Origin of the sequence: Mitsuokella sp. oral taxon 131 str. W9106 (genome assembly GCF_000469545.1) — a bacterium.
Classification (GTDB): Bacteria; Bacillota; Negativicutes; order Selenomonadales; family Selenomonadaceae; genus AWVT01.
This window is the reverse complement of record NZ_KI273074.1, coordinates 23,539-45,771: the sequence shown is the minus strand read 5'-3', so window position 1 is coordinate 45,771 and position 22,233 is coordinate 23,539. Positions and strand designations below refer to the sequence as shown.

The window sequence follows — 22,233 nt, the reverse complement described above, 5'->3', positions numbered from 1 at the left end:
CTTTTCTCCGCGTAAAACGGAGCTTTCGTCAATTGGTCAGCGCCTTGTACATCGCAATTCCGTTGAGGTATGGCAGGATATCCTCGTTCCAGATGATCGCATTGGAGCGCGGGACGTAGACGATGTCGCCGTCCTCTAAGGCGACATTCTGCCGTATATCGTGGCGCGTCATGTAGGTCTTCATATTGAGCTGCTTGTAGTACATGACGCCGTCCTTGATGCGGACGACCTGCACGCGCGTGCTGCGCCCGCGCTTCGTATAGCCGCCCGCGCTCGTGATGGCGGCATAGGCGTTCATGCTGTCAACCTGAAGCTCCTGTATGCCAGGCTTCACCACCTCACCCATCACGTAGACCTTGCGCGCACCGAAACTACGAAGGGAAACGTTGACCTTCGGATCGTTCAGATACTCGGACAGGCGATCCTGCAGCATCTGCGACGCCTCGTCGAGCGTCATGCCAGCGAGTGAGACATTGCCGACGTACGGGATGCTCGCCTTGCCGTCCGGGCCGATGATCATATCGTTCTTTCCGAGGCTCTGTTCGCTCGAGATTCCCGTCTTGACAGAAGCCGTAGAGCCATAGCCCAGTCCTTCGGGGAAGCCAATGACATCGACACGGATGACATCGTATTTTGTGAGGCGGTATGAATCCGGAACGCTGCCCATGCCAAGCTGCGCCGTTTGGAAGATGGCATCCGACTCAACGAGGATCGGCTTTTCCATATTCTTCGCAGGTGCTGCATCGCGCACTGCGGCAGGATGCGGTGCGGGTTTGGCATCGCGCGCTGTATCCTGTGCGACGGCGACGGCCTGCGAGGCCGATGCCTGCCCTGCGCCGAGCAAAAACACCGTCGCGAGCAAAGCCAATCTGCGTCCTTTCATACCGTGACTCTCCTTTATCATTGCCTTCGATTTTGAGTTAAATATAACACAATCGCATGAAGGTGTCAAAAGAACAACACCGAGCATGGAGGACGAATCCTTCCCCCTGCTCGGTGCATGCTGCATCTTGATCCGTTATACGCGCATCGGCTCGATGTGCTCCTCCTTCATGAACGCGGCGATCTTATGGACGCATTCCATGACCTCGCGGTAGTTTTCCGGCGTCAGTGACTGCGGCCCGTCGGAGAGCGCCTTGGCGGGGTTCGGGTGGACCTCCATCATGAGCCCGTCCGCGCCTGCGGCGATGGCGGCGAGCGCCATGGGCTTCACCATGCGCCACTTGCCCGTGCCGTGGCTCGGATCGACGATGATGGGCAGGTGCGAGAGGTGCTTTATGGCAGCGACGGCGGAAAGGTCGAGCGTGTTGCGCGTGTACGTCTCATAGGTGCGGATGCCGCGCTCGCAGAAGACAACGTTCGGGTTACCCGCGTTCATGATGTACTCGGCGGCGTTTAACCACTCGTCGAGCGTCGCGGCAAGGCCGCGCTTTAGGAGGACGGGCTTGCCGCACTTGCCGACTTCCTTCAGAAGGCCGAAGTTCTGCATGTTGCGCGCGCCGACCTGCAGCATGTCCGCGTAGTGCGCGACGCGATCGATCGCCTCGACGGTCGTGACTTCGGTGACGACGCGAAGCCCCGTGCGCTCGCGCGCCTCGGCGAGGTACTTCAGCCCTTCTTCTTCGAGGCCCTGGAACGAGTACGGGCTCGTGCGCGGCTTGTACGCGCCGCCGCGCAAAAACTGCGCGCCGCCCGCCTTGACGATGTCCGCCGCCTCAAAGAGCTGCTCCTTCGACTCGACGGCGCACGGTCCTGCCATGATGACGGGCGTGCCCGCGCCAATCTTGACGCCCGCAACGTCGATGACGCTGGGCTGCGGGTGGAACTCCCGGCTCGCGAGCTTGTAGCTCTTCGAGATCGCGACGCTCTGCTCGACGCCCGGCAGCGCATCGATGGCGACGGACGCGAGGCGCGTCTTGTCGCCGATGACGCCGACGATCTTTTGCTGCGAGCCTTCCATGACCTTCGCCATGAGGCCGGTGCCCTCGACGGCGCGGATGACGCCCTTGATGTTCTCTGCCGTTGCGTCGGGATTCATGATAATGACCATTTTGTTCTCCTTTTCAACCGTTCCATCCATCTAGTCGAGACATAGATTCAATTTGCGTCGCATCGACGGCACATAGATTTGAAACACATTCTTTTCCACTGCTTCCATGCGCATCAAAAAGTCAATGCAGCATATCAAATCCTGTTTTCGAAAGCGATGGCGTTCGGTTTGGCTTGAATATGCGGCGCGAAACAGCTTGATCCAATCGACCAGTTTCAATCCTTCCGTATATTGTTCCATGATATACAATAGTCCCGTCATACCCTCCAATCGCTTATCGGTAATACGGCGGTCATTGATATACCGTGTCACTGCTTCCACAAGTGGTATCAGATCCTGCATTTTCTTTTCTAAGCTTCGCGTCACAATACTTCGGTAAACGCTTTCATATACCATTTGCGGATCCGATTGTCCAAACGCGTCTTGGTAGCGCCGGATCCGCATCATATGACGCATTGCATCCGATGAATATGGACCATTCTGCCATGTGTCAAACCGAAACAGCCGCATTTGCGCAGCACGGTTTAACAAAAATAAACCGCGCTGCATATGTCCCACGTCAAACGTTTTAAGGCCTTGCTTCATTTTGAGCAGGACCAGCTCGCGGAAATCAAATGCTGGATCCAAGCTTCGTTTGCCCGAAGCAGGTGCATACACCAAAATCTCGCATCCCGTCGCAACACGCGACAGCTTCGCATCGATGAGATTTCGCACCTCTGCCCAAGGCAATCCGCCATTTCCACATCCCAATGCTGGCAAGGCCACGCGCTTGATGTCGGTTCGATTCAGGAACTCGACCAGCCGATCCAATCCGATATCTATATAGGAAAGCTGTGACGGCTCCCTCCAACGATCCTTCGTCGGGAAATTAACCAGCCAAGTCTGCCCGTCCTGATAGGTATGGATCGTTCCAATCCGCAACGCGCCCGTCCTGCACTTTTCTGCATAATCCCTCGTATTGCGTGGGAACTTCTTCTTGAACTGATAGGCGATTCCTTTCCCCATGACGCCTTCGCAGTTTACTGCATTGACCAAGCAATCCGCGCGTGAATCAAAAAGGTTCCCCTCCACATAGCGAATCATATCGGTTCTCCTCCTCAAACAAGGCGCGATCCATCAAAGACGTACGGCCAGCGCACCTTCGCATGCGTCCGTACCATGGTTTCGATCTGCTCCAGCCTAGCCGGATCCATGACGTAGATGCAATAGAGTTCCGAAAACAAGACAGGCCCTTTTTTCAAGCACTCCGCCATGCGAACAGACTTTGCGTGGGCATCCGCCACATCGGACTGATTCATGGATTCCCAATCCATCCGCACGACTCCCTCGTCGTACGGCAGCAAGCAGCCTTCCCCGATGCACCCAGAAAGCGGATGCTCCGGCAATATGACAAAGCCGCGCTCCCGCGCATAGCTTCTCAGGACACACAGGTATACCAAGTTCTCCATCTTCTGATCGCGTTTGATCACATAATCAAACGCACTATAGGGATGAAAGTGAAACGGAACATAATCTCCCAGTCCTCTGTTATGACGCTTTTTGATAATATTCGGATCCGCTACGTCAAAAAAGTGATTTCCCCTGAGCATATTGCGAGGCAATATCCCATTTTCCATAATCGACGTCAGGTTCTCGATCCGGGTCAGATGATAAATCAGCTTGCCTTCTTCAATCGGTTTGCGCCCCATGCCAACGTCTCCTCGCCATTCTCCTTTTACGATGATTGCCATAAGCTTACGGGTTTGCCGTCAAGACGGGAAATCTGCCGAGGTCTTTGAGCCAAATGCTCTTTTGGCGCACGGCTTCGAGGGAATCCGCAAGCGCCGCGGCGTCCGTGCCAAGCTCGAGGTCGAAGAAGAAGATATAGGCGCCAAGCTCGGTGCGCGCGGGGCGCGACTCGATGCGCGTCATGTTGATGCCGCGCTCCGCGAACTCCCTGAGCACGTCGTAGAGGGCGCCCGCCTTCTTGCCGTCGATCTGGCAGATCACGAGCATCTTCGCTGCATCCGCCGCACGCTTGCCGCCGCGCCGCGCGATCTCGAAGAAGCGCGTCGCGTTCGCCATGTTGTCCTGGATCTCCGTGTGAAGCGCGTGCAGGCCGTAGAGCTCGCCCGCCCGTTTCGTGCAGATCGCCGCCCAGCCGCTCGCCGGGTCCTCGCCCCCGACCATCTCGGCCGCACGCGCCGTGCTCGCGACCTTGACGAGCTCTGCCTTCGGATAGTGCTGCTGCAGGAATGCGCGGCACTGCGAGATGGGCTGCGGATGCGAGCAAATGCGGCGCACATCCCGCGCGCCGCACCGCGCCATGAGCTGATTGTGCACGGGCCATACGAGCTCGCGCACGACTTCGAGCGCATCGCTTCGCGCGAGCGTATCGAGCGTGATGCTGACCGCTCCTTCGAGCGAGTTCTCGACGGGCACGAGCGCCGTCTCCACTTCGCAGTCCTCGACGGCCTGCATGACGGCAAAGATGTCGGGATAAACGCTGAGCTCCTGCGCATCCGGCAAGAGCCCTGCGAGGTAGCGCGCCGCCGCCTCGCTGTGCGTGCCAAGCGGTCCCAAAACGCCCATTTTTCCCATGCTGCGTCCTCCCTCGCCGGATCCCCGCGCCTTTCAGCGAAGAGAATCATTTTCATCGTATCATATCGAAACCTACCGGTCAAGAAAGGTTCTTCCTGAGCTCCAAAAGCTCGGGGCAAAGGTCGCCGATCGAGCTTGCGAGCACTTCCTTCGGCTGCAGCAGGTCGAGTACGGGCTGCATCGTCTTTTTGAACTTCTTCTCATCCTGCATGAGGGCAAGGATCGCGCTCGTGTTGATCGCGTCCGCGAGCGCCGTGTGCTGCGTCCCCTCAAAGGAACGGTTCATCGCGCCGAGTGCGTGCTTGAGCGCAAGGCTATGGTGCAGGCCGAGGCGGTCATCGAACTGCTGCTGGAGGTCGACCCAGCGCGTATCGAGCCATTTCACATCGAAGCCGGGCAGCTTGTAGCGGCACTCACTGCGAAGCTGCTTGATGTCCGAGAGGCTCCACGAGTAGATGCGCGTCTCCTCCTCGCCGATCCAGTCCACGAAGCGGGCAAAACGCTCCGCATAGTGCGGCTGCCCTGCGACCTTTTCCTCCGTGATGCCCGTGAGCTGCGCGATATGCGCCTTGATCGAGCCGTACTGCGGGCGCACGTAGCACTGGAACGTGTCCTCCTGCCGGAAGTCCGCGCCAAGGCGCACGGCACCGATCTCAATGATCTCCTCGTTGAGTTTTTTCCGTACTTCGCGCAGCGTACGATCTACCGGGTTCATCTCCAGATCCACGACGATATGCTTCATCCGACTTTCCTGCACTTTCTTCTTCCTCACGCGCCAATCCCTTCTATCCTTCTATTATAGCATAATCTATAACATAATCGGCACCCGAAGTATCGGCTAGGAATGAAAATCAGACCCGCCTGCAGATCTTATGTTCTGAAACGCCACGCAGATCCCAAGCGCAAGGAAGAGGAACTTGCTCTGCGTCGCGCCGCCCCACGTATACTCCGTAAGCCCATGCAGCATGAATGCCATGATGAGGGCAGCCATGGCGAGGCTCGCCGTATCATGATGCCTGCGCCACGAACGAATGGCGCAATAAACCGTCGAAACCCAAAACGCGAGGAACGCCATCCCGCCCAAGATGCCCGTCTCGGCGAAGGCGTGCACGACATTGTCGTGTGCATGGCCGAGCCACGGTTCTTTCGCCTCCGGGCGGATGTACTTCGTCTGATAGGCATCGCGGAACTCGCCCTGCCCGACACCCGTCAGCGGATGATCCATGAGCATGGCAGCAGAGCTTTTCCAAAGCAGTGCCCGTTCCGAGTAGGAGTGCTCCTTCTGATAGTGAAGGATCGTCTCCATGCGGTCATGAATCGGCGGAATGAGCGTAAAGCCAGCCCCAACAAGGAGCACCATCGCGACAGTGCCGGCGAGAAACGATTTCCATTTGAGTCCGACAAATGCAATGACGGACATGACCGCGAGCGAAGCGACCCACGCGCCGCGCGTGCCATTGAGCAGGAACGCTGCCGCAAGCAGCAGGAAGAGCAGCGTGCAGCATGCGCGATATTTCTTCTCGCGCATGATAAGGAGCAAGGCAATCGGCAGGGCAGCAGCGAGTATCGTCCCCTGCGCCATGTAAAAGATCCCGCCCGACCATCGCGCGCCATACGCCATATCGTGCATGAGCCACTGCCCGATCGCAAGGAGCGCATTGAGCCCGACCGATGCCGCCATGGCAAGTGCGAGACCGCGCGCCTTTTTCCCCTCGCGCACAAAGAGCACGACGAGCAGGAACGGAAGCGGACGAAGCAGATACGAATTGCCGAAATCCAAAAGATCTGCAAGCGGATGCGGCGCCCCCGCAATCGACAGCAGCGCCGCGAGAGCGAGCAGGAGGTACGGCACCCACAGGAAGCGGCTGATCCCCGAAAGGCGCCCCGGCAAATCGTCATGCTTTCGCCATGCGCGATGCAGAAATCCGATCGCGCCCAACGCCAAGAAGATATTCGTCCCCGCTATGGAGAGACTGCTCATGCATGCCGCGCCGACGAGGCAGCAGTAGATACGCTGTTCGATAGACGCCACGAAGCCCATAGTTCCCTTCCTTCCTAACCTTTCCCCTACCGTACCCTACCGTACGCCTCCTACAGCAAGGCAATCGCGCTTGTCGTCAGAGGGCATCGCCAATGGACGAGCGCATTGGCAAGGATATTCTTGTAGGATTTCACGTTGCTCACGCTTTTGGTTCTTCCCCATAAAGAGCCCAATCCGACTGCAAGGCTTCAAACAGGGACGACATCGCCGCCGATTACGGCAAGGTCAATATCGCTTCGCTCCCTGCTATCGCCACGTACACGGCTGCCGAACAGAACGACCTTTTTCATTCCATGCCGCTCCGTCTTCTTTTTTCCATAAGAGCACGCCGTCTGTGTCCACGGCATGACGCAAACGCGCACTCGATAGGTTTTCATAATCCACAATGTCAAACGTGTACGGAAGCGCGCTCTCGTCGAATGCAAGAGCCAATCGTTCTCGGATCCCGCCCTTGCCCGCAACGGCAAGATCGATATCCGAAGCCGCCCGATGGTCGCCGCGTGCTCTCGATCCAAAGAGCTTCATTGCAGCAGCACTTCCTTAGATTTTGCAGTGCCTTGAAAAATTCCTCGTCTTCTTGCAGATCCCTCCCGTATGCCCTCTTAAATCCACATATTCCGCTTCAGTCCTTCCGATCCGTCCCGGATGCCTTCTTTATCGCATCCATGCTGGATGCGACCGATGCATCTATCGCGTCAAGCATGGCATACCGCCTGCGGTAGTTCGCGCGCTTTCGCGTCGGGATCTCCGCCTCTGTTTTCCGCGCTTCCGTAAGCGGCAGTTCATAAAAGCGCGGATCGTCCGTCACGTGTCCGCCCGCCTCCTCCCAGAACGCGCCGAAGTCCGTCTTGAGCTTGCGGTCGCGGCGAATGTGGTTATTGGCATAATATCCTTCATTTGATACGGCGTATATATGTTGCAACGAAAGCGCACGTGCCGTTGCCCGTACCATATAGAGCATCAAATTCTTGGTTCGATAGCGATGGGCCCGCTTCGTCAGCGCTTTGACTACTTCGCGCGCATGTTCCATATTCGGTCCTTGCAACGCGCCGATGAACAGGCTGTACGCCCCTTCTTTATCGCGTGCAATCCAAAACATGGCTTGATAGATGTAGGCATCGCCGCATTTCATAATAAGAGAAAGCATGCCTTCCTTTCTCTGCCCCGCCTCGCTTGCCAGTTCGACATGCCAGTCCCCTTCCCCATCCTGCGCCCGCCAAAGCAAAATAGGCGCATCCGCATATAATCCATGTACGAATGGCGCGCGCAGTTGCCTCTGCAAATACAGGAAATGTTCTTCTATGAGCCGAATACGCTCCGAAAGCGTTGCTCCTTTGAAGAAAAAGGCACGCGTTGCCTGCTCGATGGGGAACGCATTCCGCTCCAATATCGCGCGACGATCAACATCCTCTTGAAAAAAACGCCAAAACCCTGCCATCGTAGGATAATGAAGATAGGCACGTACCACGAAGACCACGGCGCGATGCGCCTCGCGCCAGTAATCAAGCCGATAAATCCGTTTCGCAACGGCGATAAAGTTCAGCATATATCTCTTCCTTCGTCACTTGCGAGTGCAACGATATTCTCTGCCAAGCGGCTGGGAGCATACTCCGTATAGGCTTGATCCAACGCGCTCGCATACTTATTCTTTTCTTCTTCGTAAGTGTTGACGAACTTCTCCAGCGCCTGCGTCAAAGCCCTGCTGTCCCCATTGGGAAAGGAAACGCCAATCGCATGTGCAGCCAATACTTCGGGATTGACATTGTCTGCGGCTAAAACCGGCTTTTTGTATCCAATCGCGTTGCTGATCATAGCAGACGTGTGATACCGGTAGCGCTCATTTCCGTACGGTATGACGATTGCCGAAACGCTTGCCAGTGCTTTCTGCCATGCCATGCCGATAAGCGGCTCATGCAGGAATTGAATCGTTTTCTCCTTCTCGTATGCACGGATCAAACGATCAAAATCTTCACGATCCGCCTTGGTCTGCGTCGCACCTTGGACGAACAAGCAAACGGGGCGCGTATAGGAGCCTGCTAAGAACGCATCGAGAAGGAATTTCAAATTCTTTTCACGTCGATACTGTCCAAAAAAGCCCAGTATGATGGTATCTCCTTTTGGCGAAAAATCACTTGGATGAATGTCACGCGGAATATAGTTCGGCGGGCTGTAAATGCGCAAATGATCCGCCGCGAGATGCAGTTTATTCCGTGCGAAAGTCTGTACGCCAATGCGGATATTCGGCAACTTTGCAAACGGCTCAGCCGCCTTATCCAAACGCTTCGCTTCATCAGGTGTCAGCCCGTGAATCAGAAAGAGAACCGGGACAGGACTATGCTTTAATGGGCTTATCTTCAAGGCGCGCAAATACCGATACGTCGCAGACGGAAAAATGATCGCGTCAAACTTCCCCGCGCATGCGTAATGATACATGTCGCGATACCAATACTGTCGATGCAGTTCTCGCTTAGCGGACAAAACGAACTTTTTCATCCCTCTGGCGCCTTGATACGAAATGCCTTTTCCCTGAAGCGTATGGACGGGTACGCCATAATCCCACTTAAACCTGTGTCGCTCCGGCACGTAGAACTCCACCGTATGCCGAAGCGATGAAAGCTCTTCCACCAAGATACGATCAAAATCAATCTCGTGTCCTCCCGGAGTGACAACGCTTTCCATAATTGCAAAACGCATCAGTCATCGCCTCCTAGCATCCTTTTCTATCCTCTCTCACGCGGGTCGTCGCATAATAAAGTTTCACATATTTTATCATGGTATAAAAGAAATGGTTGAGTGCAAAGATAAATCCCTGCTTTCCATCGAGAAATCCTAGTTTCAAAATATAGGATTGAAAAAAAGCAAAGGAAGGATGCAAAAGAATATCCAAAAAAGAAGCGCGTTTCCCGCCTTCCTCCATTTTCTTAGCCATCAAGGTCGTATACTGGTTGAACTTTACGAAGTAGCGATCCCAATCCGTATAGGTATAGTGGCAAAGCACTCCTTTCAGCGCGCGGACCGGCAATTCGGTAATCGCCGATTCATGAACGACGCCTTTCCAGCGGACCATCGTACGAGGAAAGAGTCGCATAACGTAATCCGGCGCATGAGAACCGTGCCGCATCACTTGTCCAAATAAAATATTCATGCGCTTGATCCGATAGGCAAACCATTCGTTCGCCTTGACGCACCGCATCATTTCTTTCGCCGCCTCGTCCGTGATGCGCTCGTCCGCATCCAAATAAAAGACCCAGTCCGCGTCCGTCTCATCGAGCGCCGCATTGCGCTGCCCTGCAAAACCGTCCTCGCCCATGAGATGGACAACAAAACGTGCGCCGAGCCTTTCGGCGAACTCCCGCGTGCGGTCCGTGCTGCCGGAATCGAGGACGACCACCTCGTCGGCAAACGAAGCGCTCTTTACCGCGCCCTCGATATTATGCTCCTCATTCTTCGTCAAAATGATAACGGCAAGACGCATGTGCACACTCCTTTGATTTCTTCCGATCGCATCCTCCAAATTATAGCATGGCGCGCAAGATAAGAACACCATCACACCAAGCATTCCGGATGGCGTACCAGCCAGCCCGAAAGCTCGCAAAGCGCCTTTTGCTCCGCGTCAAAGCGACGAACCTCTTGCCTGACAGAAAGAAGCCTTGCCGATACGGCAAGCGGCTGCTCTGTTTCATCCACGTAGCTGCCGATCGCATCCTTTGTCATCCAAGCGTACGGCGTGACGACGTGATCGATCGGCTCGAAAAACGAAGGGACAATCGCACGGTACGGAAAGCCGCTCGGCGCGATCATCTCAAATAGCGTCGGTGCGATATGCATATGACTTCCAATCGTCCGTTCCGCCAGCATGGCGGGATCCAGCGACGGATGTGCCATTGCAAACGAGGTCAGAAGATGCTCCCGCAGATTCATTTCCCTGCGCGGCACAATATCGTACGCGAGCGGCAGGATATCCGTCGCATGGTCCCCCGTCACAATGAAAAGACTGTCGGGATCCATTTCGCGCATCCTTTCGATGAACCGCACGGCAGATTGATCCGCATACCAAGCACTGGCAAGGCTTCGGCGTGTCGCCGCATCGCGTTTGAGCGCTGCCGGCGCGTCCGGCATGACCGTTTCGGCATCAAAACCATACTGCTCAAACGGAATGCGATACGGTCCGTGATTGGAAGTCGTATAAACGAAGTGGAACTCGCCTGCTGCGCCCGTATCCGCCTCAATGCGCCGCGCGACTTCCTCCAAAAAAATATGATCGTATACGCCGAGCCATGTGCGCGGTGCATGTTTCCCGCAGATATCCGGCCCTCCGAATGCGCGGTCGAATCCCATGGCGGGAACGAAATGATCGAGGCTGCTCCACGTCAGGTTTCCGCCATACCAAAACGATGTGCGATAGCCGAGCCTCTGGAGCTGAGGCGCAAGCGCCGTCTGCGGTGCGCCCTGCCAAAAGGAAGGATTTTCATTGAGTTCCATGTCGCAGTCGAACACGCCGGTCATCAAGCTGACGATAGACGGCTGCGAGACCATCCCGCCCGGCAGGAAATTGGCAAACGATACGGCGTTTGCTTCCCTGCGCCACTTCTTGCTCGCCTCCATAAGGCGGAGCGACCCGTACAGCGGATCCAAGAGGCTCTGCGAATGGCTCTCCAAAAAGAGCAGGAAAATATGGCGAGGCGGTCGAATGCGCGCTCCTGCTGCCACATGGCAAAACGCATCCAACGGCGATTTCGAGAAGGCGCGGGGAAGAATCGGCTCCATGATGGAAATCGCTTCTGCATCGCTATGCGAAAGCGACGCATCGCGCTTTTGATGAAATAAATGCTCCAGGACAAGGAGATCGTCGCGTACCGCTTTGCCCATAAAAATATCCGCTTTGACAACGGCCGGCACTTCATCCCATTCCGGTTTCTTCCGATGACGAAACGTCCCGCCATAGCGCGCCCAATAAAAGAGTGCGATCGCCGCGATACCTACTGCCGCATGGAGCGCGTACCGAAGCGCGGCCGATTCCGGCACAGGAAAGGAAACCGTTGGCAGGCCGAGGAGCCAGGACGCGGCGCCAATGCAGGCAGCGAGAAATGGAATGTAGCTCCATAAAATCCATGTGCCATGATCTTGGTTGAAAAAGATGTCGCGCAAATTATCTTGATCTGCATGGCGTCCCAAAAAGAGCAAGTGATTGTAGACATCGTGGAAATGGCGGTAGAAAACCATCCTTCCCATAAACGCCGTATAGAGCACAGCGGCATAACAGCAGATGCCGACAAGACGCACCGTGTCTCCTACGGCGTAGTACGCAGGAATGAAGGTACCGGGCAGCGTGACCAATACGAGCGAGAATAAGTAAACGTAAGCATGGAAGTCCATGCCCCACCAAAACCCGTAGCGGAAACAATGGTACCATTTCTTCCATTCGCCGAACGGCGTCTTCTTGGGGCGATAGACGAGGATAAACGCCAGCCGGAAAACGGCGCAGAGAACGGGCGCGACAAGGGCGAGCTTCACATCCTGCTGGATCCCGCTCCAAAACAACGAGAACACGACGTTCCCACCTTCCTTCCTGTTTCATTCTATCGCATCTTGCCTCTTCGGGCAAATCAAAGCCTCGTAACACCGAAAACGGCACGCAAAAAGGCTCTCGCCGAAGCGAGAGCCTTGAAAACTGGCGTCCTTCGTTCTCTTCGTGATCCGTGATCAGAAGAAGAACTGGACACGGCCGAAGTACGTATGCGCCTTGCCGTCGCCATTGATCTGCTTCGCATTGCCATAGCGCAGCGTGCCGACGATGTTCTTGGCAAACGTGTAGTTGCCGCCGATCTCCCAGCCCTTTTCGTTCGTCTTGATCGCATCATACGTGCTGAACTGCGTCGCATCCTGGCCGAGGTGGCGATATGCGAGCCATGCGCCCCACGTGCCGGCGTTCATCTGATCCGCGCCCTTGTAGTCGAACTCCACGCTATAAGCCTCTGCGGCCTTGCTGTCCGTGTACTTCCTGGACTTCGCATAGAAGCCGTTCAGCGCCGTGCTCTTGTCGAAGCGGTAGCCGGCCTTTGCGATGCCTTCACGGAAGTTCTTCTCCGAGGAATTGCGCAGGTTCAGCGTGTGATAGGAAATCCCCGCCATGGCCTTGCCGTCCTTGTAGGAAACGCCTGCATAGTAATGGTTTGCAGCATCTTCGCCCTGCAGCGAGCCACTGCCACCGTTTCCGCTGAAGCTTTGGCGGCCGGCGCCGAGGATGGCCTGCGCCTTGTTGCCGAATGCGACTTCCGCACCCGCGATCTGCGTATCGAAAACGGAATCGTTGTCGAGCGAGCCGAAACGGCCAAGCTTGACGGCGAAATTGTCGTAGTTGCCCTGCGCCCAAATACGCTTGAGCGAAACGTTGCCGTCATTGCCCTCGTCCTTTGCCGCGTTGATCTTTGCGTCGAGACGCGCATTGACGTGCCAGTTGCTGTTGACCTCAGCCGACGGCTCGAGACGGAAGAGGAACTCATCCGTGTGACTGTCCGTTGCGGTAGCGTCCTTATCGACGTGGCGTGCCATCGTGTAACGAGCCTGCCCGTTCCACTTGACCATGTCCGCATTGCGCTCGAGGCTTGCGACGCGGACGCCGAGGTTGTTTAGCTCATCCGCGAATTCAGCGGAGAGCTTCTCGATCAGGGCCTTGTCTGCGTCGCTGACGCCCGACTTCGCCATGGCCTTTGCGACCATCTGCGCCATCTCATAACGCGTGATCTCGTTGTCGCCCCGGTACGTGCCGTCGCCGTAGCCTTCGATGACGCCGTCCGCAGCGAGCTGCGAAACGGCATCGTAAGCCCAGTGGTCAGCGGGTACGTCTGCAAACGGATTCGATGCTGCAAACGTCGTGGATGCTGCGCCGACGACGAGAGCCGTCGTCAGTGCCGATACGAGAGTCTTCTTCATAAGACATTCCTCCTTGCCAAAAAAGCAATGAACTTCATCTGCCTCTGCGAAGGAATGTGAGTTTCCATGTTTCCTCATCGCTTCCTGTGCGCAGCCCGCAGACTTATGGATACTGTAACACATGTTTAGTAAAAATACAATAAAAATGCAATTAAATCGTCAGAATGTCCCTTAACGCAGGCGGCGCAGATGCCTGCCGCCCGTCCCGAGCGCGCGGACGCTCTCGCGCTCGACAAAACGCATGGATCGGCCTGTATCAAACGGATCCCATGCAAACGCCGGCGCGCGATGCGCGATGCGTGCAAGGAGCTCCTCTGCCGCCTCTTTGCCGAGCCGCTCGTAGTCAAACGCGATCGTCGTGAGCGCGGGATAGACGACGGCGCCGACGTCATAGCCGCCGAATCCCACGACGGATATTTCCTCCGGCACGCGGATCGCGCACTCGTGCAGGTAGCGCAGGACGCCGAGCGCGATGCCGTCCGTCGCGCAGACGAGGACAGTCGGATGGAAGGCGCATGCTTTTCCCGCGCTCTGATAGGCGGAAAGAAAGTCAAACCCCGTCTCGACGAAATCGACGTGCGACCTGCGCTCGGTGCAAAACCCGTTCTCGAATCCCTGCCTGCGCTCGACGCCGACGGCGTGGTCGGCGTCCGTCACGCCTACGAAGACGGCGCGCCGATGCCCCATCTGGCGCAGGTAGGTTCCCATCATGTATCCTGCCGCCGCATCATCGATCTTGAGGCAATGGACTTCCGCGCGGCTCTGCCCCGTAAAGAGGATCGGGATCCGCGCGTTCTGGGCGAGCGCGACGTGCGCGTCGGTGATCGCGACGCTGTCGACGAGGATGCCGTCGACGCCCTGCTGGCAGAGGCTCTCGATATGCTCGATTTCCTTCTGCGGATCGAGCTGGCTCACGAGCAGGATGCCCTGATAGCCCGCCGGGTCGAGCACGCTGCCCACGCCCGCCAGCAGCCGTCCTACCGAGACGGAGTCCATGCGCGGCAGGACGATGCCGATAAGCTGGCTCGTCTTGGTCTTGAGCCGCCGTGCAAAGAAGTTTGACCGGAAACCGGTCTCATCGATTGCCCGACGGACCTGCTCCGCCTTTTCGACGCTCACGTAACCGCCGTTCAGATAGCGCGAGACCGTGCTCTTCGACACGCCCGCAAGTCTTGCTACATCCAGTATGGTAACATTCTGCTCCAAGGTCTGTCCTCCCTAAGGATCCAGTGTGTGCCGACCTGCATACCGTATTGATTGTAGGGAGAAATGCGCGGGAAGTCAAGGGGAACCCTTACGAAATACGCGACTTTGTTGACGAACCCCCCTTTTTCCTGTAAACTCTACTCTGTCAACTAGGAAAGAACCGAGGGATCACATGACGATTTCCACTACGAGCCAGGACAATATCATTCGCTGGCTGACGGCGGCAGGCATTTACTTCATCTGTCTCATCGCCTTCTATATCAATATCGGGCAGGACATGGGCGCAGGCTACTTCATGACGGCGCTCGTGCCCGTCGTCGCGGCGCTCACGCTGCTGCCGTACGCGACGCGCGTGCCGCTCTTCTCCCTCCCCATGGCGCCGAATCTCATCGCGGGGATCGCGTGGTGCGTGACGTTCCCGCTGCTCTACACGTGGACGTACGCACAGGACTGGTACAGATCGAAAATTTGCTACGACTTCCTCGTCGGCACGGCAGAAATCGTCCTGCTTCCCACGCTTGCCGCCGCACTTTTCCGCATCGGCCACGCACGCATCGTCGCGGGATTCATGGGGCTGCTCAACATCGCCGCCCTCTTGATCCCGCTCGCGCAGATCGCCTACTACTGCATCGTGTGGCACTGCCTCACGCCCGCCTCGCTCATGGCGCTCTACCTCACGAATTGGCGCGAGAGCATCGACTTCGTCGAGTCGAACGTCGGCACCGGGCGGGCGCTCCTCATCCTCGCCGCGCTCGCCGCGCTTTGGTTCCTCTTCGCGCGCGCGCACCTCGCGTTTTCCCGCCGCATGGAGGATGAGACGACCGCGCCCCGCATGGGCGCACTCGCCGCGCTCGTCTGTGCGGCGTCTGCGACGCTCGTCATCTACCTGCCGCAGACGTCGATCGCGGCCCTTTGGGGCGACGTCGACAGCTACGTCAAGCAGACGCAGGTGTACAGCCTAGGGCACGACGACCGCCTCGCGAGCCTCGCGATCGACCAGCACGAAGCGCTCGCAGCAAAAGCGCCCGGCACCGTCATCTTCATCATCGGCGAATCCTCGTCGCGCAACTATATGAAGGTGTACACGCCGGCCTACTCCTACGACGACACGCCTTGGCAGAGCGCCATGCGCGCAGACGACCATTTCCTCTTCTTTGAGAATGTCTATTCTTGCTGGACGCAGACCGTCCCCGTTCTCCAGCGCGCGCTCACGGAGCAGAGCCAGTACAACGGCAAGGAATTCTTCGACTCGGCATCGCTCATCGACGTCGCGAAGAAGGCAGGCTACGAGACGTGGTGGTTCAGCAACCAAGGCCGATACGGGCAGTACGACAGCGCCATCACGCTCGTCGCAAAGACGGCCGACCACGCGCAGTGGACGGACGACTCCTACAATTTCACGGACAAGTACGACGAGGCCCTCCTCCCCTACCTCACGCAGATAGACCCCGCGAAGAACAACTTCATCGTGCTGCACATCATGGGCAGCCATATCTACTACAACAACCGTTACCCTGAGTCGTTCAACCGCTTTTCCTCGGAGGACGGCTCGTCGAGCATGGTCTCGATGGCGTCGTACGCGAACAGCATCCTCTACACGGATGCGATCCTCTCGCAGGTCTACGACTACGCACGCAAGAATCTCAACCTCACCGCAATGGTCTACTTCTCCGACCACGGCGAGGACATCGAGATCTCGCACAACCCGGACGTCTTCCGCTTCGATATGGTGCGCATCCCGATGTGGATCTACCTGTCGGACGCCTACCAGCACGCGATGCCCGGCCATACGCGCGCGCTGCGCCAGCATGCGAGCCGCTACTTTACGAACGACATGCTCTACGACACGATGTGCGGCCTCCTAAACGCACCGTCCGAGCGCTACGATCCGGGGCAGGATTTTGCGAGCAGCACCTACCGCTTCACGCGCGAGACGCTCTACACCATGCTCGGCTCGCGTCCGCTCACGAGCGACCCGGACGGCGGTGCGGAAGAGTAGCCTGGCGCTGCGGCGCATCGCCCCCTATCGGGAGCCTGGGCCTCCGCCTGCCGTTTTCTCGGGCCTGCAACAAGCACGGAAAAAGCCCGCCTCCTTGGAAAGGGAAGCGGGCTTTTTCCATGCGGTGCGTTATTCCTCCGATTTTGCACTTCCTACGACGGTCTTCGTGAAAAGCGCGACGACCGCGAGGAACACGAGAAGCCCGAGCATCTCCGCCGTATCGGCAAAGTCCTTCGACACGACAGAGAGCGGGCTGTCGCTGCCGCCGCCCGATACCGAGACGACGATGACGCCTGCGAGGATGACGCCGACGATCGACTCGCCGACGATGAAGCCCGACGCGATGAGCGTGCCGCGGCGCACCGATGCCTTTACCGCCTTTTCCCCGCCCTTGTTTTTCACATAGCGATGGATGAAATAGCCGAGCACGGCGCCGACGATGAGCGGCGTCAGCACGGAAGGCGGCAGGTAGATGCCCATGCCGACCGCGAGCGGCGGCAGGCAGAGCCTGCGCGTATTGCGCTTTAAAAGCCGATCGGCGACGACGAGCACGATGCCGACGCCAATGCCGATATAGATGTACTCCCATGCGAGATGGCTTTGGAAAATGCCCTGTGCGATCGTCGTCATGAGCGCTGCCTGCGGTGCGGCGAGCGCCTGTGCGGGATCCATGTCGGGACGCGGCATGGCGCCGGGGAAGCCGTACGCCTCGTAGAGGAGGTTCAGCACCGGCGCGATGACGAGCGCGCCGACGACGCAGCCGATGAGCAGCGCGACCTGCTGGCGCCACGGCGTCGCGCCGACGAGGTAGCCCGTCTTGAGATCCTGCATATTATCGTTCGAAATGCAGGCGATCGCGAGGATAATCGACGTCGTGAAAATCGCCGTCGCCGTCGCGAACCGCTCGCCTCCCTCCAGCGCGAAAATGCCGAACGAAGAGCAGAGCGCGTACATGACGAGCGATGCGACGATAATGCCGAGGATGCCGATGCCCGAAATCGGGCTCGACGACGTGCCGACGAGGCCTGCCATGTAGGCACAGGCAGCGGCGACGAAAAAGCCCATGAGCACCGCGACGCCGACGCCGACGATGACGAATGTGAGCGTCTGCCCGACGGGCAGATGCTCCGGGCGGACAAACGCGTAGAAGATGGCGAGAAGACCGATGACTGTCACGGCAAAGACCGTGCCGACACTCTTTATCGACATATCGATGTCCATGCGGTGCTTGTCCTTGTACACCGCAGGCTGGCGCACAGCGGCAATCGACTCGCGCACGCCGTCGATGACGGGCCGGGCGAGCATGAGGAGCGTCCAGATTGCCGCGACGCCCATCGCGCCCACGCCGATGAGGCGGACCTTCTGCTGATAGACGGCGCCCGCGAACTTCTGCATCGTCATGCCGTCCGGAGGCGTGCCCGTAATCGTGAAGTACGGCACGAAACCAAGCCACGCGATGAAAATCCCGATGAGCATCGCGATGCCGCTCGCGATGCCGATGAGGTAGCCTGCGCCGAGCAGCGCCGTCGAATAGCCGAGCGGGATCTGCGTCATGCCGCGCCCGACCGCAAACCAAGCGGAAAGGCTGTCGCCGAGCACGTGCAGGCCGTTCGTCAAAAACGCGATGAAGCCCGCAACACCGCTGCCCGCGAGGATCTTGCGAATGCCTGTATGCCCGCTCTTTGCCTTTTCATGGCTGCCGACTTTTAGGATCTCTGCTGCCGCGACGCCCTCCGGATACGCGAGATCGCTGTGCACGACCATCGCGCGGCGCAGCGGGATCGTAAAAAGCACGCCGAGGCAGCCGCCGCACGCCGAGACCACAAGCGTCTGCCAGAACTCGAAGCCCTGCCAGTAGCCGATCATGAGCATGCCGGGAATGATGAAAATGATGGCCGACAATGTGCCTGCCGCAGATGCCTGCGTCTGCACCATGTTGTTCTCCAGGATATTCGCATCCTTCGCCATCTTCAGCACGGCCATCGAAATGACGGCGGCAGGAATGGCGGACGAGAACGTCAGCCCGACCTTTAGCCCGAGGTATACGTTCGACGCGGTGAAGATGATCGTCAGGACCGCGCCGAGCAGCATGCCGCGAGCCGTGAGTTCCGGCAGCCGAAGCTCGTGCCGCATGAACTCATTCTCTTCCTCTTTCATGAAATAACACCTGTCTTTCTAGGATCGATAGGATCATTACAACAGGGCTATTATAGCACAAGAGAGGCGCAGATAAAAGAACGGTCTCTTGCCCGCAGGAAAACGGGGATCTGCGCCAAATGCCGCAGGCATGGCCGCCATACGCGAACGCTTCGCCCGGCAAGCGGCCTTGCGTTGCCAAATGACGATTCGCACGATACAATGAAAGAGAACGGCTATCCGTCCTAAAAATATCCATCCCAAAAAGAAAAACGGCAAACGCGGCAATCGTACGCGAAGACCGACGCAGCCGCACGAAACGACCAAAGGAGCGACATCATGAAATGCGATTTTTATAAACGGGAACGGGAGGCGAGCCTCGCCCGGCTCGCCGCGATGAAAAAATGCGCGGGACGTATCGTGCTGCTGCGCTCGCTCGCATTCATCGCCGCCGTCTTCGCGTTCGCGGCGAGCCGGGACGGACATGCGGCAGGAACGATCCTCGGCATCCTGCTGCTCGCCCTCTTCGTCCTGCTCGTCCGCCGCCATCAGCGCGCGCGGCGCGCGCAGGCAAGGGAAGCCGCCCGCCTCGCCGTGATCGCCGACTGCCTCGCGCGGTTCGCGCCGGCACGGACGATGCAGGAGCCCGGCGCAACAGAAGCGGCTGCCGCCGCCATGGCGGACGAGACGGAGCCGCTAGACTGGAAGCGCTTTTTAGACGACGGCACGGCGTACCGCAAAAAAGCACGCCCGCAGGACACCGACCTGCACCTCTTCGGCGCAGCATCGCTCTATCAGTTCCTCTCGTGCGCGCGCACGAAGGCGGGGCGGGAGCGCCTTGCCGCCGCCCTCTCGCCCGTGCCGCCCGCCAAAGAGACGATCCGCGCACGCCAAAACGGCGCACGCGAATTCATCGACGCCCCCGCCCTCGCGCTCGGCCTCCTCACGCTCGCGCGCCTGCTCCCAGACGGGCACGATACCGCACCGATCGTGCGTGCGCTCGCAAGCGATGCGGAGAGCCCCTGCGGCAAACCCGCCGCACAGGACACCAGCCACATCCGAAGCGACGACGCAGCCCGCAACAAAACCCCTCCCGCAAGGACGGCCGGCGCCATGCTTTCCTTCGGGCGAATCCTCCTTCCGATCCTGTCGTTTTCCGCCCTCGTCCTCGCCGCCATCGGGCCGATCGACATCGTCGTTCCCGGCCTTCTCTTTTCCTTGCAGCTCACGCTCGCACTCGCCTTCCTCCATCAAAACAGCGCGCTTTTTGCCCCGCTCAGAGGCGCGAGCCGTGCACTCGCCCGGTACGAAGCCCTCTTCGCCGCCATCGAAAGCGCGTCCTTTGCAGGCAGCACGATGCAGGCCATGCAGGCCGCACTCAAAAAAGACGGTGCCGCCCACAGCCTGCGCCGTCTCGCCACGATTGCCGCCTGCGCCGGGCAGCGCGCCAACCTCTTCTTCTTCCTCATCGCCAACACGCTCTTCCTCTGGGACTTTCAATGCGCCGCCCGCTTCCTGCGCTGGCGCACAAAGCACGGCACGCGCCTTGCGGCGTGGCTCGGCGCATGGGCAGAGACAGAAGTCCTGCTCTCGCTCGCGACCATCGGACAGACGCGCGAAGCCTCCACCTTCCCCGTGCTTTTGGACGGCGCGCCGCGCCTCATGGCAAAGGGCGTCACGACGCCGCTCATCGCAGAATCCGCCGCCGTGCCGAATGACGCCGACTTTTCCGCCGGCACGGCGATCATCACGGGCTCGAACATGAGCGGCAAGACGACATACCTGCGCACGCTCGCCGCCTCTGCCGTCCTCGCCTACGCAGGCGCCCCCGTCTGCGCAGCGTCTTTCGCGCTCACGCCCATGACCGTGCTGACCTCCATCCAGGCAAACGACGACCTCTCGCGCGGCATCTCGACCTTCTACGCCGAGCTCCTGCGCATCAAGCAGATGGTCGAGGCGACGCAGGAGGGCACGCCGCTCCTCCTTGCCATCGACGAGATCTTCAAGGGCACGAACTCCGCCGACCGCATCACCGGCGCAAAAGCGACCATCCGCCGGCTCACGCAGGAGACGAACATCACCCTCGTCACCACGCATGATTTCGAACTCTGCGATCTCACGTCCGGGAGCGGCCTTCCCATCCAAAACTACCACTTCGAGGAGCATTACGAAGCGGACAAGATCCGCTTCGACTTCAAGCTGAAAGAAGGCCGCTGCCATACGACGAACGCAAAGTACCTGCTCAAAATGGCAGGAATCTTATAGCCGGAACGGCGAACGTCGCCCCGGCGGCGCATGGGGCGGCATCTCGACATGCGGACAGGGAAAAGGCTCCGGTCACTATGGCCGGAGCCTCTTTTTTGCGGCATGAAGGCAATCCCTTTATTTTCTATCCTGATTTTATTTTCTATATTGACAGAAGAAACCGTCCGCTTTATAATAAAGCAACAAAAGATAACAGAAGATAAACTAAATTAACATTTCGAGGCGCATATGATTTCGGTCGACAGAAAAAAATTTATTCTTGACTGCCTGCAGCAGAATGAAACGGTCACGACCAGTGCCCTGGTGCAGGCGCTCCATGTCACGGCGATGACGGTCAGTCGGGATCTCAAGCAGCTGGAAGAAAATGGGCTGCTCGTGCGCACGCACGGCGGGGCTATGCTGCCGAACTACATCGTGGCGGAGACTTCGTATGCGAAGAAGAAGGTGCGCGATACCGAAGTGAAGCGGCGCATCGCGGGCGCGGCGCTGCAGCAAATCCGTGCGGGCATGACGGTCTTCTTCGACGCGGGCACGACGACGTTCGAGATCGCGGATCGGTTGAAGAAGGCGGCTCCCGCCAATATCACGGTCGTGACGAACGATTTGCATATAGGCGTGCACCTGTATTCCCAACCGGAGATTCGCACCATCCTCCTAGGCGGCGTCGTCCTGCCGGAAACCGGGGCGGTTGCGGGCTCCATGGCGACGGAGCAGCTTGCGCGTTACGGCATCGATCTCGCCTTTATCGGGACGGCTGCTATCACGGAGGATTTTTTCCTCGTCGTGCCGACGGAGAGCAAGTGCGTGTTCAAACGGAAACTCCTTGCGATGAGCGAGGTTTCGATCCTGGTCGCCGACCGATCAAAGTTCCGCAAGAAAAAGCTCTACAAGGCGGCGCATATGAGCGAAATGGATCGCGTCATCACGGACTATCCGTTTACGAAGGCAGAGGCGAAGAAGGCGATGCCGCGCGGAGAAATCATCGCGATCTGATAGATTGGATCTGCGATTGGATCTGCCAGA

General features: G+C 58.2%; 19 protein-coding genes. 3 read left to right on the top strand and 16 right to left on the bottom strand.

Translation table 11 applies throughout. The features are described 5' to 3' along the window. Window positions 1-28: 28 nt before the first annotated feature. The 15 genes from HMPREF1985_RS10615 to HMPREF1985_RS10550 form a co-directional block, all read right to left on the bottom strand. Complete coding sequence (locus HMPREF1985_RS10615) at window positions 29-883, bottom strand: polysaccharide biosynthesis/export family protein (protein ID WP_051349122.1); 855 nt, start codon at window positions 881-883, stop codon at window positions 29-31. A 135-nt stretch (window positions 884-1,018) separates the two neighbouring features. After that, window positions 1,019-2,050, bottom strand: a complete 1,032-nt coding sequence (gene aroF / locus HMPREF1985_RS10610) for a 3-deoxy-7-phosphoheptulonate synthase (RefSeq protein ID WP_040637674.1) — start codon at window positions 2,048-2,050, stop codon at window positions 1,019-1,021. 30 nt (window positions 2,051-2,080) lie between these two features. Beyond that, window positions 2,081-3,133, bottom strand: coding sequence for a macro domain-containing protein (locus HMPREF1985_RS10915; RefSeq protein ID WP_021772620.1), 1,053 nt, complete (start codon window positions 3,131-3,133; stop codon window positions 2,081-2,083). Between the two features lie 14 nt (window positions 3,134-3,147). Beyond that, the gene (locus tag HMPREF1985_RS10600) at window positions 3,148-3,738 is read right to left on the bottom strand and encodes a DarT ssDNA thymidine ADP-ribosyltransferase family protein (RefSeq protein ID WP_051349121.1); all 591 of its coding nucleotides are present in this window, start codon (window positions 3,736-3,738) and stop codon (window positions 3,148-3,150) included. A 46-nt stretch (window positions 3,739-3,784) separates the two neighbouring features. Continuing rightward, window positions 3,785-4,630 (bottom strand): prephenate dehydratase, encoded by an 846-nt coding sequence (pheA, locus tag HMPREF1985_RS10595; protein WP_021772618.1) that lies wholly within the window; start codon window positions 4,628-4,630, stop codon window positions 3,785-3,787. A 79-nt stretch (window positions 4,631-4,709) separates the two neighbouring features. Beyond that, window positions 4,710-5,372 (bottom strand): 3'-5' exonuclease, encoded by a 663-nt coding sequence (locus HMPREF1985_RS10590; protein WP_040637673.1) that lies wholly within the window; start codon window positions 5,370-5,372, stop codon window positions 4,710-4,712. Between the two features lie 96 nt (window positions 5,373-5,468). After that, window positions 5,469-6,671 (bottom strand): O-antigen ligase family protein, encoded by a 1,203-nt coding sequence (locus HMPREF1985_RS10585; protein WP_021772616.1) that lies wholly within the window; start codon window positions 6,669-6,671, stop codon window positions 5,469-5,471. Window positions 6,672-6,859: 188 nt separating this feature from the next. Then, on the bottom strand, window positions 6,860-6,961 hold the full coding sequence (locus HMPREF1985_RS11695; protein ID WP_231385204.1) for a nucleotidyltransferase domain-containing protein: 102 nt from the start codon (window positions 6,959-6,961) through the stop codon (window positions 6,860-6,862). After that, window positions 6,918-7,196, bottom strand: a complete 279-nt coding sequence (locus tag HMPREF1985_RS11690) for a nucleotidyltransferase family protein (RefSeq protein WP_021772614.1) — start codon at window positions 7,194-7,196, stop codon at window positions 6,918-6,920. The genes HMPREF1985_RS11695 and HMPREF1985_RS11690 overlap by 44 nt, the downstream gene beginning before the upstream one ends. A 97-nt stretch (window positions 7,197-7,293) precedes the next feature. After that, window positions 7,294-8,217, bottom strand: coding sequence for a VirK/YbjX family protein (locus HMPREF1985_RS10575; RefSeq protein WP_021772613.1), 924 nt, complete (start codon window positions 8,215-8,217; stop codon window positions 7,294-7,296). After that, on the bottom strand, window positions 8,211-9,365 hold the full coding sequence (locus HMPREF1985_RS10570) for a glycosyltransferase (RefSeq protein ID WP_021772612.1): 1,155 nt from the start codon (window positions 9,363-9,365) through the stop codon (window positions 8,211-8,213). The genes HMPREF1985_RS10575 and HMPREF1985_RS10570 overlap by 7 nt, the downstream gene beginning before the upstream one ends. A 13-nt stretch (window positions 9,366-9,378) precedes the next feature. Further along, the gene (locus tag HMPREF1985_RS10565; protein ID WP_040637672.1) at window positions 9,379-10,146 is read right to left on the bottom strand and encodes a glycosyltransferase family 2 protein; all 768 of its coding nucleotides are present in this window, start codon (window positions 10,144-10,146) and stop codon (window positions 9,379-9,381) included. A gap of 71 nt (window positions 10,147-10,217) precedes the next feature. Continuing rightward, a complete protein-coding gene (locus tag HMPREF1985_RS10560; protein WP_021772610.1) occupies window positions 10,218-12,221 on the bottom strand; it encodes an LTA synthase family protein in 2,004 nt (667 codons plus the stop codon). A gap of 153 nt (window positions 12,222-12,374) precedes the next feature. Continuing rightward, entirely contained in the window at window positions 12,375-13,604 is a 1,230-nt protein-coding gene (locus tag HMPREF1985_RS10555; protein WP_040637671.1) for a putative porin, read from the bottom strand. A gap of 171 nt (window positions 13,605-13,775) precedes the next feature. Continuing rightward, on the bottom strand, window positions 13,776-14,810 hold the full coding sequence (locus HMPREF1985_RS10550) for a LacI family DNA-binding transcriptional regulator (RefSeq protein ID WP_021772608.1): 1,035 nt from the start codon (window positions 14,808-14,810) through the stop codon (window positions 13,776-13,778). Between the two features lie 172 nt (window positions 14,811-14,982). On the opposite strand from HMPREF1985_RS10550, the gene HMPREF1985_RS10545 reads away from it, so the two are divergent. Further along, window positions 14,983-16,809: a phosphoethanolamine transferase gene (locus HMPREF1985_RS10545; RefSeq protein WP_021772607.1), complete on the top strand. Its 1,827-nt coding sequence runs from the start codon at window positions 14,983-14,985 to the stop codon at window positions 16,807-16,809. Window positions 16,810-16,938: 129 nt separating this feature from the next. Here the strand turns inward: HMPREF1985_RS10545 and HMPREF1985_RS10540 are convergent, their stop codons facing one another. Continuing rightward, a complete protein-coding gene (locus HMPREF1985_RS10540; protein WP_021772606.1) occupies window positions 16,939-18,966 on the bottom strand; it encodes an OPT family oligopeptide transporter in 2,028 nt (675 codons plus the stop codon). A 318-nt stretch (window positions 18,967-19,284) separates the two neighbouring features. On the opposite strand from HMPREF1985_RS10540, the gene HMPREF1985_RS10535 reads away from it, so the two are divergent. Beyond that, window positions 19,285-21,210: a MutS-related protein gene (locus HMPREF1985_RS10535; protein WP_021772604.1), complete on the top strand. Its 1,926-nt coding sequence runs from the start codon at window positions 19,285-19,287 to the stop codon at window positions 21,208-21,210. A 228-nt stretch (window positions 21,211-21,438) separates the two neighbouring features. Beyond that, the gene (locus tag HMPREF1985_RS10530; protein ID WP_021772602.1) at window positions 21,439-22,203 is read left to right on the top strand and encodes a DeoR/GlpR family DNA-binding transcription regulator; all 765 of its coding nucleotides are present in this window, start codon (window positions 21,439-21,441) and stop codon (window positions 22,201-22,203) included. Window positions 22,204-22,233 lie beyond the last annotated feature (30 nt).

What these genes read in the sequence shown, in the direction of transcription:
- HMPREF1985_RS10615 (WP_051349122.1), bottom strand. Translation starts at nt 883, where the DNA reads ATGAAAGGACGCAGATTGGCTTTGCTCGCGACGGTGTTTTTGCTCGGC.
- aroF (WP_040637674.1), bottom strand. Translation starts at nt 2,050, where the DNA reads ATGGTCATTATCATGAATCCCGACGCAACGGCAGAGAACATCAAGGGC.
- HMPREF1985_RS10915 (WP_021772620.1), bottom strand. Translation starts at nt 3,133, where the DNA reads ATGATTCGCTATGTGGAGGGGAACCTTTTTGATTCACGCGCGGATTGC.
- HMPREF1985_RS10600 (WP_051349121.1), bottom strand. Translation starts at nt 3,738, where the DNA reads ATGGGGCGCAAACCGATTGAAGAAGGCAAGCTGATTTATCATCTGACC.
- pheA (WP_021772618.1), bottom strand. Translation starts at nt 4,630, where the DNA reads ATGGGAAAAATGGGCGTTTTGGGACCGCTTGGCACGCACAGCGAGGCG.
- HMPREF1985_RS10590 (WP_040637673.1), bottom strand. Translation starts at nt 5,372, where the DNA reads ATGAAGCATATCGTCGTGGATCTGGAGATGAACCCGGTAGATCGTACG.
- HMPREF1985_RS10585 (WP_021772616.1), bottom strand. Translation starts at nt 6,671, where the DNA reads ATGGGCTTCGTGGCGTCTATCGAACAGCGTATCTACTGCTGCCTCGTC.
- HMPREF1985_RS11695 (WP_231385204.1), bottom strand. Translation starts at nt 6,961, where the DNA reads ATGAAAAAGGTCGTTCTGTTCGGCAGCCGTGTACGTGGCGATAGCAGG.
- HMPREF1985_RS11690 (WP_021772614.1), bottom strand. Translation starts at nt 7,196, where the DNA reads ATGAAGCTCTTTGGATCGAGAGCACGCGGCGACCATCGGGCGGCTTCG.
- HMPREF1985_RS10575 (WP_021772613.1), bottom strand. Translation starts at nt 8,217, where the DNA reads ATGCTGAACTTTATCGCCGTTGCGAAACGGATTTATCGGCTTGATTAC.
- HMPREF1985_RS10570 (WP_021772612.1), bottom strand. Translation starts at nt 9,365, where the DNA reads ATGCGTTTTGCAATTATGGAAAGCGTTGTCACTCCGGGAGGACACGAG.
- HMPREF1985_RS10565 (WP_040637672.1), bottom strand. Translation starts at nt 10,146, where the DNA reads ATGCGTCTTGCCGTTATCATTTTGACGAAGAATGAGGAGCATAATATC.
- HMPREF1985_RS10555 (WP_040637671.1), bottom strand. Translation starts at nt 13,604, where the DNA reads ATGAAGAAGACTCTCGTATCGGCACTGACGACGGCTCTCGTCGTCGGC.
- HMPREF1985_RS10545 (WP_021772607.1), top strand. Translation starts at nt 14,983, where the DNA reads ATGACGATTTCCACTACGAGCCAGGACAATATCATTCGCTGGCTGACG.
- HMPREF1985_RS10540 (WP_021772606.1), bottom strand. Translation starts at nt 18,966, where the DNA reads ATGAAAGAGGAAGAGAATGAGTTCATGCGGCACGAGCTTCGGCTGCCG.
- HMPREF1985_RS10535 (WP_021772604.1), top strand. Translation starts at nt 19,285, where the DNA reads ATGAAATGCGATTTTTATAAACGGGAACGGGAGGCGAGCCTCGCCCGG.
- HMPREF1985_RS10530 (WP_021772602.1), top strand. Translation starts at nt 21,439, where the DNA reads ATGATTTCGGTCGACAGAAAAAAATTTATTCTTGACTGCCTGCAGCAG.